3 protein-coding genes and 1 pseudogene are annotated in these 3,436 nt (G+C 62.8%); all 4 read right to left on the reverse strand.

Features of this window, described 5'->3' with window-relative positions; translation table 11 throughout:
* Positions 1 to 1,180, reverse strand: a 1,180-nt coding sequence (locus WCA53_RS27990; RefSeq protein WP_423918564.1) for an AAA family ATPase, incomplete at its 3' end; no start/stop codon positions are given.
* Positions 1,181 to 1,218: 38 nt separating this feature from the next.
* On the reverse strand, positions 1,219 to 1,602 hold the full coding sequence (locus WCA53_RS27995) for a CpaD family pilus assembly lipoprotein (RefSeq protein ID WP_423918567.1): 384 nt from the start codon (positions 1,600 to 1,602) through the stop codon (positions 1,219 to 1,221).
* Between the two features lie 10 nt (positions 1,603 to 1,612).
* Entirely contained in the window at positions 1,613 to 3,073 is a 1,461-nt protein-coding gene (locus WCA53_RS28000) for a type II and III secretion system protein family protein (protein ID WP_423918570.1), read from the reverse strand.
* Positions 3,074 to 3,141: 68 nt separating this feature from the next.
* A pseudogene (locus WCA53_RS28005) lies at positions 3,142 to 3,436 on the reverse strand (hypothetical protein); the annotation flags it as partial.

Below are 3,436 nucleotides of genomic sequence, written 5' to 3' on the forward strand. Positions count from 1 at the left end.
TCGTGCGCGGCGCGACTGGCTGGCCGGTTAGTTCCGCGCTTAATTGCTCGATGCCTTCCATGAATGGGCCGCGCTGCGCCAGCCGTCCTGCTTCGCCCAGATTCTCCGCTGTGAGCACACCGCGACCGTCGTAGGGCAGCTCCACCTGGACCACGCGGCCGACTGCTTCGGCGAAGTCCTGTGTCTTTACCTGGCTTGCTAGCGGCGGCGTCGGGTTGTTCAGCACCAGCGAAGCCGTGGGCGAACCCGCCCGGCTTTCGACGTAGCGGAACAGCCGCAGCGCGTGGCGCGCGGAATGCACGGTATGGTCGCCGACGATGAACACGCGCTTCGATGCATCGATCGCCTCCTCGGCGAGTATCGATTGCGCGTTGGGCACGTCGACCACGACGTAGTGGAAGCTGTTTTTCAGTACGCTGAGGAGCGCGGTGAAGCCGCCGGGCGGCGCTGTGAAATCGGTGTTGTAGTCGAGCTCGGACGACAACACGAAAAAGCGGTTGCTCTTCGAAACGAGCGAGCGTTCCACGTATTGCGGATCCAGCCGTCGCACGTTCAGTAACGCATCGGCGAGACCGTTATTGCTGTCCACACCGAGCATGGAGTGGGCCGCGCCTCCGCGAAGGTTCAGATCGACGTAAGCCACCCGGCGATGGGTGTCGGTGGCAAGATGCTGCCCGACCGCGAGCGCCATCGTGGTCACGCCTACTCCGCCGCGCGTGCCCATGAAGCTGACTACCTTGCCGGCACGGGCGGAATTCATCGGTGCGGTGGTGTCGCCGTCCAGCGTGCGTTGCAGGAGATCGAGCGCGAGCGGCTTGACGAGATAGTCGCTGACGCCGAGCTTCAGCAGGTTGCGGAACAATCCGACATCGTTACGGTCGCCCAGTACGAACACTTTTACCGACGGCTCGCACACCTGCGCCAGCTTGGCCAGGTCGGAGACGGGCATGGACGAACCGCTGATATCGACCAGCAGGCGCGTAGGCGAATACTCGGTAGTCTTAAGAAATTCAATCGCGGTATCGATCGTGCCCTGTGCGACGTGCGCGTGCGGAATCATCTGGTCGAGCACGTAGCGGCGCACCGCGTCTTCACTGTCGCGGTCGGCCACGAACGCCAGGAATTCACTGGCTTTCGATGCCTGCGTAGCGGCGGGTTTCAGAATGCTGATCAGGCTCATGATGCGTGTCCGGTGAATTGGCTGTGTCGGGGCGGCGATTACTTCGTCTGGTTGCGCGAGGTGCTCGTATCCAGCGGCGTCACCGCATCGGTCTGGTAGCGCAGCACCGCGTTCGCGGCCACGGCGCCGTTGGCCGGGCCCATCGGTACAGGTTCGACGATGTCAGCCGGACGCGCGATCTGCGCCGCGAGATTCGTGTAGGTCGCGCAACCGAACGAAACGGATTGGCGCGGAATCCCGGCGTCCGACAATAACGACGGCCGTCTGAGCGCGGCGCAATCCGGCGGCACCACGGAGCGACCGTCGTAAGACAGTGTGCGTTCGTCGGGCATGCCGAGCGGCGGCTGGAGGCAGCCGCCGAGCAACGTGCAGGTCGCTACAGCGAGAGCGGCGAGAGACAGGGAGCGAGGATTGAAGCGCATCGTCGCGTTCTCAGTAAATGTAGCCAGCCGAGCCGACCAGGCGCGGTGTGGTGCTGGACAACGGGTCCAGGCCGATCTTCTTCTGGTAGGAGTACTCCACGTCGCTGCTCGGGCTCAACACTGACGTCGACACGGAATCCATGGGCGTGCGCAAGTGGCCCGGATCGGTTGGCTGTACGAGGTACGGCGTGACGATCACAACAAGTTCGCTCTTGTTGTTGATGTAGTTGGTCGACGAGAAAAGCTTGCCGAGCACCGGCAGCGAGCCAAGTCCGGGAACTTGCGAAATCATGTCGTTGGAATTCGATTGCAACAAACCGCCAATAGCGAAGCTCTGGCCGCTCGACAATTCCACCGTGGTGTCCAGACGCCGCACGGAAAGGCCCGGCACTGTGATGCCGTTGGTGGTGATGCTCGCCGCCGGATCAATCTGGCTGACTTCCGGGCGCACTTTCAGGCTGATGTGGTTGTCGGCGAGGACGGTGGGCGTGAAGTCCAGCTTGACGCCGAACTGCTTGAATTCGATCGTGATGGCGTTGTCCTGCTGCGCGATCGGGATCGGGAACTCGCCGCCCGCGAGGAAGCTGGCCGTCTGTCCTGAGAGCGCCACCAGGTTCGGTTCAGCCAAAATGGAGATGAGGCCTTCCTGGTTGAGGGCGTCGATCAGGGCCTGGATAGAGGTGTGGCTGGTAGAGAACCCGCCCAGAAACGAAAAGGCATTGTTGGTCGGGAGGCTGACCGGCGAGTTGGCGCTGGTACCGGTGACGGTGTTGTAGATCTGGCGACCGGAAGAGATCCCGCCGATGAAGTTGCCGGCGAAGTTGCTGATCGTGCTCCAGTTGATGCCCAGTTGTTGTGTAACGTTACGATCGATCTCCGTAATCCGTACGCGCAGTTGAACCTGCTGCGGATGGGGGATGGTGAGCCGGTTGATCAGTTGTTCTTTCTCATGCAGGTACGGCGACAAGGTCTGTACGACGGCTTCGGCTTCGGAGGCGTTGTTCACGTTGCCTGACACCATCAGCGAGCCGGGCGCGCTTACCAGCTTCAGTTGCAGCGCGGGAAAGCGTTGTCCGAGTATGGAGTTGAGCGTGGTTACGTCCTGGCTCACCACAATCGTCGCGCGCAGCACCTGCTTGTTATTTGCACCGAGTACATACAGGGTGGTCGTGCCGGCCTTCTTTCCCAGCACAAAGACAGCGCGCGGATTCGGCACGTTGACATCGGCAACTTCCGGGTCGGCCACGAACACAGCGGTGGCGGGTTCGGAGAGGCGCACCATCTCGCCCTTGCCGGAAGCCAGCACCAGTTGCGATACCGCCGCATTCGGAGCGGCGGATTGCACCGGCGGCGTACCCACGTGCTTGATCGGCACGCCGAAGGCGCCAGTTGCCTGTGCGGTACTGGCGCCGAGCGCCAGCCACGACATCATGGCGGCGGCCGCGAGCGTTTTCATCATCATGGAAGACATGGAAGGGGCGTCCGTTAAGGCGAGCAAACCGGGTTTGCCGGAGCGGAGGTGAGCGTGAGCGCGGCGGATCATTGCGCCACCACCAGGTCGCCGTTCGCCGCTTGCGTTTCCGGCGCGGCATACGCTTGCGGGTTCCTTACTATCGTTGGCGGTCTGGGGGCGTTGTCCGACACCATCGGCGGGAGCGGCGGCACGCCAGCATTCCAGTTGCTGCCCGAGGTATCGGCCGTCACGAGGGAAGCGGCTTTATTGGAGCCGCGAAACACTTGCACGGGGGCATCGACCGGCGCGGCGCGGGGTGCGGCGGCTATCGCAGCCGTGGCCGGTGCTGCTGCGCGTTGCATACGGGCTACATGCGTGATA

Source organism: Caballeronia sp., from assembly GCF_049581465.1.
Lineage (GTDB): Bacteria > Pseudomonadota > Gammaproteobacteria > Burkholderiales > Burkholderiaceae > Caballeronia.